Annotated in this window: 7 protein-coding genes; 4 read left to right on the forward strand and 3 right to left on the reverse strand. The window is 70.4% G+C overall.

Annotated features, from left to right (window positions below; translation table 11 throughout):
• The first annotated feature begins 77 nt into the window (after positions 1-77).
• Positions 78-941, forward strand: coding sequence for a metal ABC transporter permease (locus ABW137_RS09700; protein ID WP_526399281.1), 864 nt, complete (start codon positions 78-80; stop codon positions 939-941).
• A 52-nt stretch (positions 942-993) separates the two neighbouring features.
• Here the strand turns inward: ABW137_RS09700 and ABW137_RS09705 are convergent, their stop codons facing one another.
• Positions 994-1,806 carry a sulfurtransferase gene (locus ABW137_RS09705; protein WP_526399283.1) on the reverse strand — a complete coding sequence of 271 codons (813 nt, stop codon included), beginning with the start codon at positions 1,804-1,806 and terminating at the stop codon, positions 994-996.
• Between the two features lie 63 nt (positions 1,807-1,869).
• On the opposite strand from ABW137_RS09705, the gene ABW137_RS09710 reads away from it, so the two are divergent.
• The 3 genes from ABW137_RS09710 to ABW137_RS09720 are packed head-to-tail and all read left to right on the forward strand — an operon-like array spanning position 1,870 to position 4,804.
• Positions 1,870-2,652 (forward strand): LamB/YcsF family protein, encoded by a 783-nt coding sequence (locus ABW137_RS09710; protein WP_526399291.1) that lies wholly within the window; start codon positions 1,870-1,872, stop codon positions 2,650-2,652.
• A complete protein-coding gene (locus ABW137_RS09715; RefSeq protein WP_526399285.1) occupies positions 2,652-3,572 on the forward strand; it encodes an MBL fold metallo-hydrolase in 921 nt (306 codons plus the stop codon). Before ABW137_RS09710 ends, ABW137_RS09715 begins: the two co-directional genes overlap by 1 nt.
• Positions 3,569-4,804, forward strand: coding sequence for an SLC13 family permease (locus ABW137_RS09720; RefSeq protein ID WP_526399293.1), 1,236 nt, complete (start codon positions 3,569-3,571; stop codon positions 4,802-4,804). Before ABW137_RS09715 ends, ABW137_RS09720 begins: the two co-directional genes overlap by 4 nt.
• On the opposite strand, the gene rlmB is transcribed toward ABW137_RS09720, so the two are convergent.
• Both rlmB and ABW137_RS09730 read right to left on the reverse strand, forming a co-directional pair.
• On the reverse strand, positions 4,801-5,739 hold the full coding sequence (gene rlmB / locus ABW137_RS09725) for a 23S rRNA (guanosine(2251)-2'-O)-methyltransferase RlmB (protein WP_526399287.1): 939 nt from the start codon (positions 5,737-5,739) through the stop codon (positions 4,801-4,803). The two genes, ABW137_RS09720 and rlmB, sit on opposite strands and share 4 nt — an antisense overlap.
• Positions 5,740-6,350 (reverse strand): DALR domain-containing protein (locus tag ABW137_RS09730; protein WP_526399289.1); only part of this gene is annotated, 611 nt, incomplete at its 5' end.

A 6,350-nucleotide genomic window follows, 5' to 3' on the forward strand; every position in this document is an offset into this window, starting at 1 on the left:
GTGGTCGGCGAGCACGGCGCGGTCCAAGAGGACACCGCGCACCACGGCCACTCCGGCCACCCGAGTGGGCACGCCGAATGAGCGACCGCCTCACCGATCTACTCGGGCACCTGTTCGCGTTCGACGTCACCGGTGACCTGCTGCAGCGCGACTTCGTTCAGCAGGCCCTGCTCGCCGCGGCGCTGCTCGCGCTGCTCGCCGGGTTGATCGGACCGTTCATCGTGATGCGCCAGATGTCGTTTGCAGTGCACGGCTCCAGCGAGCTCTCGCTCACCGGGGCGTCGTTCGCGTTGCTGACCGGGCTCAACGTCGGACTGGGCGCCCTCGTCGGAAGTGCCTTGGCCGCAATACTCTTCGGCGTCCTCGGCCAACGCGCCCGCGAACGCGACTCCGCGATTGGCGTCGTCATGGCCTTTGGGCTTGGCCTCGCCGTGTTGTTCATCCACCTCTACCCCGGCCGGACGGGCACCAGCTTCGCCCTACTGACGGGGCAGATCGTCGGCGTCGGATACTCGGGCCTCGCCCTGCTGGTGGTGATCACCGTGCTCGTCGTCATCATCCTGGCGATCAGCTACCGGCCGCTGCTGTTCGCCACCGTCGACCCCGAGGTGGCGGCGGGACGCGGCGTGCCAGTACGGGCCCTCGGCATCGTCTTCGCGGCCCTCGTCGGCGTCGCGGCCGCCCAGGGGGTCCAGATCGTCGGCGCGCTGCTCGTCATGTCGCTGCTGATCACCCCGGCCGCGGCGGCCGCCCGAGTGTTCACCTCACCCGCGGCGACCATCGTCGCCTCGGTCGTCTTCGCGGAGATCTCGGCGGTCGGCGGCATCGTGTTGTCGCTGGCGCCTGGTGTGCCGGTGTCGGTGTTCGTCACGACGATTTCGTTCGCGCTGTTCCTGGTCTGCTGGGCCGTTGGCGGCCGTCGCGGCGTGAGTCGCCGGTAGCGCAGCCGTCAGTCGCCGGTGGCGCAGCCGTCAGTCGCCCGTGGCGCAGCCGTCAGTCGCCGGTGGCGATGGGCCGGCCGGGCTCCGCACTCCACTGCGACCACGATCCGGGGAACAGCGCAGCATCCACGCCGTCCGCGGCGAGCGCGGCCACCACCACCGATGCCGTGACACCGGAACCGCAGTACGCGCCTGCCACGTCACCGAACTCGGCGTCGGACGAGAAGGTGCCGTCGGCGGCCAGCAGCGAGGTGCTCGGCACGTTGACCGCACCCGGAATGTGCCCAGCCACCGGATCGATCGGCTCGGTGTCGCCACGGAAGCGCTCCGGTGCCCGCGCGTCCACCAACCGCCCGCCCAGCTCGGCTGCCTCGTCGGCAGTCAGGGTGGGCATGGCGCCCGCGTACAGGTCGTCGTGAGCGACCGTGACGTTGCCGAGGTGCGGTGCGATCGCGTCCTGCTGCAGAAGCCCGCCCGCCGCGATCCAGGCAGCCAATCCGCCGTCGAGGATCCGCACGTCGGCCAGACCCGCGGCCTTCAGCACCCACCACGCCCTTGCCGAACCCGCACGATTCCAGTCGTCGTACGCGACGACGGTGGTGCCCTCGTCGACGCCCCACCGTCTCGCTGCGGCTTGGATGGCAGCACCCGACGGCAACGGATGCCTGCCGCGGCCGGTCACCCCGTGATCGGTCAGCTCCTCGTCGAGCGAGACGTACACCGCGCCGGGAACGTGCCCCTCCTCGTAGGCGGCGCGACCGTCGGGCTGCATCAGCTGCCAGCGAACGTCCAGGATCGCCAGGGGCGCGTTGGTCTCGATCAGTCGCTCGAGTTCGGTTGCGGTGACCAGGACGTCGGTACGCATGTGCTCGAACCTACGCGCAGTGGTCTACCGACAACCCGTCGCCCGTAGGCTTGGCGGGTGTCCATCGCCCGCCCCGCTGACGGCACCGCCGTCGCCGTCGATCTCAACGCAGACCTCGGCGAGGGATTCGGGGTGTGGCGACTCGGTGACGACGACGCCATGCTCGACCTGGTGACCAGCGCCAACGTCGCATGCGGGTTTCACGCCGGTGACCCCGCGGGCCTGGCGCGGGCCTGCAGCGCCGCCGCCGAGCGGGGAGTTCGCATCGGCGCCCAGGTGGGCTACCGCGACCTCGCCGGCTTCGGCCGCCGCTACATCGACGTCGCCCCCGAGGACCTCGTCGCCGACGTCGTTTACCAGATCGGCGCCCTGGCAGCGCTGGCCGCCAGTGCCGGGTCGCGGGTGAGTTACGTCAAACCCCATGGCGCGCTGTACAACACGATCGTCACCGACCGGGTGCAGGCGTCTGCCGTCGCCAAGGCGGTGCACGCGGTTGACCCGAACCTGCCCGTACTGGGCCTGGCGGGTTCGGCCTTCTTCGCCGCCGCGGACGAGCTCGGACTCCGCACGGTGCCGGAGGCGTTTGCCGACCGCGCGTACCGGCCCGACGGTCAGCTCGTCTCGCGTCGAGAGCGCAACGCCGTTCTCCACGACGTCGAAGAGATCGCCGACCGGGTGGCATCGATGATCAGCCGCGGCAGAGTGTCCGCCGTGGACGGCTCGACGATTCCCATCACGGTGGAATCGGTGTGCGTGCATGGTGATTCGCCCGGCGCCGTACAGATCGCCAAGGCGGTGCGCGAGCGACTCACCGGCGACGGGATCGAGCTGCGGGCCTTCACCTGATGCGTCTTCGACTCGGACGGCCGGACCTTCGCGACTACTCCGGCCACTTCGACCAGCCACCCGCCACCTCCCGGTCGCCGCTCACCGTGGCCTGGGCGGGGGTGACCACCCTGCTGATCAGCGACGGCGAATCCGCGGTCCTGACCGACGGCTTCTTCTCGAGACCCGGCCTGCTGACCGTCGGCGCCCGCAAGCTGGCGCCGTCCCGACCCCGCATCGAGGGTTGCCTGGCCCGACTCGGCGTCGAGCGACTCGACGCGGTCCTACCGGTGCACACCCACTTCGACCACGCCTTGGACTCCGCCGTCGTCGCCGCGCTGACGGGCGCGAAGCTGGTGGGCGGCACCTCGGCCGCCCAGCTGGGACGGGGCGCGGGCCTGCCCGACGATCAACTCGTCGTCGTCACCCCGGGAACGCCGGAGTCGCTGGGCGCCTTCGACGTAACGCTGTTCGTCGGCAACCACTGCCCGCCGGACCGCTTCCCTGGCACCATCACCGCCCCCGTAGTACCGCCGGTGAAGGCCTCGGCATACAGGTGCGGAGAATCGTGGTCGACCCTGATCCACCACCGGCCGTCGCGGCGACGGTTGCTCGTCGTCGGCAGCGCGGGCTTCGTCCCGGGAGCGCTGAGTGGCCAGCACGCCGAGGTCGTCTACCTAGGCATCGGCCAGCTGGGCCTGCAGCCGCAGCGGTACCTCGTCGACTACTGGACCGAAACCGTGCGCACCGTCGGGGCGCGACGCGTCGTGCTCATCCACTGGGACGACTTCTTCCGGCCGTTGCACCAGCCGATGCGGGCGCTCCCCTACGCGGGCGACGACCTCGACGCGTCGATGCGGGTGTTGACCGCACTGGCCCGCGAAGACGGCGTGGCCATCCACCTTCCGACCTCGTGGCAGCGCGCTGACCCGTGGATCTGACACTTGCGCTTCTGGCGCTGGTCGTCGTGCTGGCGTTCGCCATGTTCCGACCGCGCGGATGGCCAGAGGCAGTGGCGGCGGTGCCCGCCGCCGCGCTGCTGATCGCGCTCGGGGTGGTGTCGGTGGACGACTCCATCGCGGAGGTCAAGGAACTGTTGCCCGTGGTGGGCTTCCTGGCCGCCGTCCTGGTGCTTGCGAAACTGTGCGACGACGAGGGGCTGTTCCACGCCGCCGGGGTGGCAATGGCCCGCCGAAGCGCGGGACAACCGCAGCGGCTCCTGGTCACCGTGTTCGTGATCGCGGCGACGACGACGGCGATCCTCAGCCTGGACGCGACCGTCGTCCTGCTCACCCCCGTCGTCCTGGCCACCGCCCGCACCCTCGGCATTTCGTCGCGCCCACACGCGTATGCCGCAGCCCACCTGGCCAACACGGCGTCCCTGCTGCTGCCGGTGTCCAACCTGACCAACCTGCTCGCCTTCTCCGCCGCCGGATTGACCTTCGCCCACTTCACGGCCGTGATGGCGCTGCCGTGGGTGCTGGCGATCGCCGTCGAATACCTGTTGCTGCGCTGGTACTTCCGGCGCGAACTGGCGCAACCACCCACCGACCAGGCGACCCCGCCGCCCGCCGAACTGCCGATCTTCGTGCTCGTCGTGCTGGCCTTCACCCTCGCCGGGTTCGCGGTCACGTCGCTGCTCGACGAGTCCCCGGCATGGGCTGCGCTCGCCGGGGCGGTGGTGCTCGGCGTGCGTGCGCTGCTCCGCCGCCGCAGCACCGTCGGGGGCATCGCCGAGGCGGCCAACGTTCCGTTCCTCGCCTTCGTGCTGTGCCTTGGCGTGGTGGTGACCGCGGTGATGACCCACGGGCTCGCCGATGCCATGCGTCACGTGCTGCCCTCGGGTACCACGCTGCCCGCGCTGCTGCTCATCGCGATCGCCGCCGCGCTGCTGTCCAACGTCGTCAACAACCTGCCCGCCGTGCTGGTGCTGCTGCCACTGGTGGCGGGCATGGGACCGGCGGCCGTGCTGGCGGTGTTGATCGGGGTGAACGTCGGACCCAACCTGACCTACCCTGGATCCCTGTCGAACTTGTTGTGGCGCAGGGTCGTTCAATCCGAGAAGCTGGCCGCGCCATTCGTGGAGTTCAGCCGCGTTGGCCTGTTCACGGTGCCTGCGACGCTGGTCGTCGCGGTGCTCGGTCTGTGGGTCGGACTGCAGATGTTCGCCTAGCGGCGCTGCCGAGCGATCTCGGCCAGCACCACGCCCGCCGCGACCGACGCGTTGAGCGACTCCGTCGGCCCCGCCATCGGGATCGACACGATCGAATCGCAGTTCTCCCGCACCAGCCGCGAGAGCCCCTTGCCCTCGGAACCCACCACCACGACAATTGGTCCGCTGCAATCCAATTCGTCGATGCGGGTGTCACCGTCCGCGTCGAGGCCGACCACCTGCAGGCCCGCCTCACCCCAACTCTTCAGGGTCCGCGTCAGATTCGTCGCCCGACCCACCCGAAGCCGGGCCGCGGCGCCCGCGCTGGTGCGCCACGCCACCGCCGTCACCGACGCCGATCTGCGTTGTGGGATCAGCACGCCGTGACCGCCGAACGCCGACACCGACCGGACGATCGCTCCCAGATTGCGCGGATCGGAGATGTTGTCGAGCGCGACGAGAAGCGCGGGCGCCGCGTCGTGGGTCGCCGACCGCAACAGATCGTCCGGATGCGCGTACTCATAGGGCGGCACCTGCAACGCGATGCCTTGATGAAGACCATTGGCGCTGAGCCGGTCCAGGTCGTGCTTCTGCACTTCGAGGATCGAGATGCCGGAATCGGCCGCCCGCTGGACCGATTCGGTCAGACGCTCGTCGGATTCCGCGCCCAGCATCACCCACAACGCGGTGGCGGGCACACCGGCCCGCAGGCACTCCAGCACCGGATTGCGGCCGAGGACGATCTCGGTCTCGTCGGTCTTCTTGTGGCGGCCCTGGTCCTTACGCGCAGCCTTCGCCGCTCGCTTGCCCGCCGGATGGTGCGGTCGGGCGTGCGCGGGCGGAGTCGCGCCCTTGGCCTCCAGGCCGCGGCGCCGAACCCCACCGGACCCGACTGTGGGGCCCTTCTTGGTGCCTGCCTTGCGCACCGCGCCCCGCCGCTGGGAATTGCCAGCCATTTACTTGCCTCCGTCGACGAGCGCCCACTGCGGTCCGTCAGCGGTGTCGGTGACCTCGATGCCCGCCGCCTTGAGCCGATCACGAATCGCGTCGGCCTCGGCCCAGTCTCGTTGTTCGCGGGCCGTCGCGCGACTCGCCAGCGCCCACTGCACCAGCTCGTCGATCGCGGCGAGCGCGGCCGACGTCTCGTCGCGCGACTCCCAGCGCTCGTCGAGGGGGTCGCATCCGAGGATTCCCATCATGGCCCTGATGGACCGCGCATGCGTCATCGCCGCTTCGTGGTCGCCTGCGTCCAGCGCACGGTTGCCCTCCGCACGCGCCGCGTGGACCTCGGCGAGCGCCGCGGGCACGGCCAGATCTTCGTCGAGCGCGGCGCCGAACTTGGCGGTCCACTCGCCGGGCACCACCGTGCCGACCCGGCTCCGCACGCGGTGCAGGAACTCCTCGATGCCGGTGTAGGCCTTGACCGCGTCCTGGAGCGCATGCTCGGAGAACTCCAGCATCGACCGGTAGTGCGCGCTGCCCAGGTAATAGCGGAGCTCGGCGGCCCGCACTCGCTGCAGGACGGCGGGAATCGCCAGCACGTTGCCGAGCGACTTGCTCATCTTCT

The organism is Mycobacterium sp., from assembly GCF_040509115.1.
Classification (GTDB): domain Bacteria; phylum Actinomycetota; class Actinomycetes; order Mycobacteriales; family Mycobacteriaceae; genus Mycobacterium.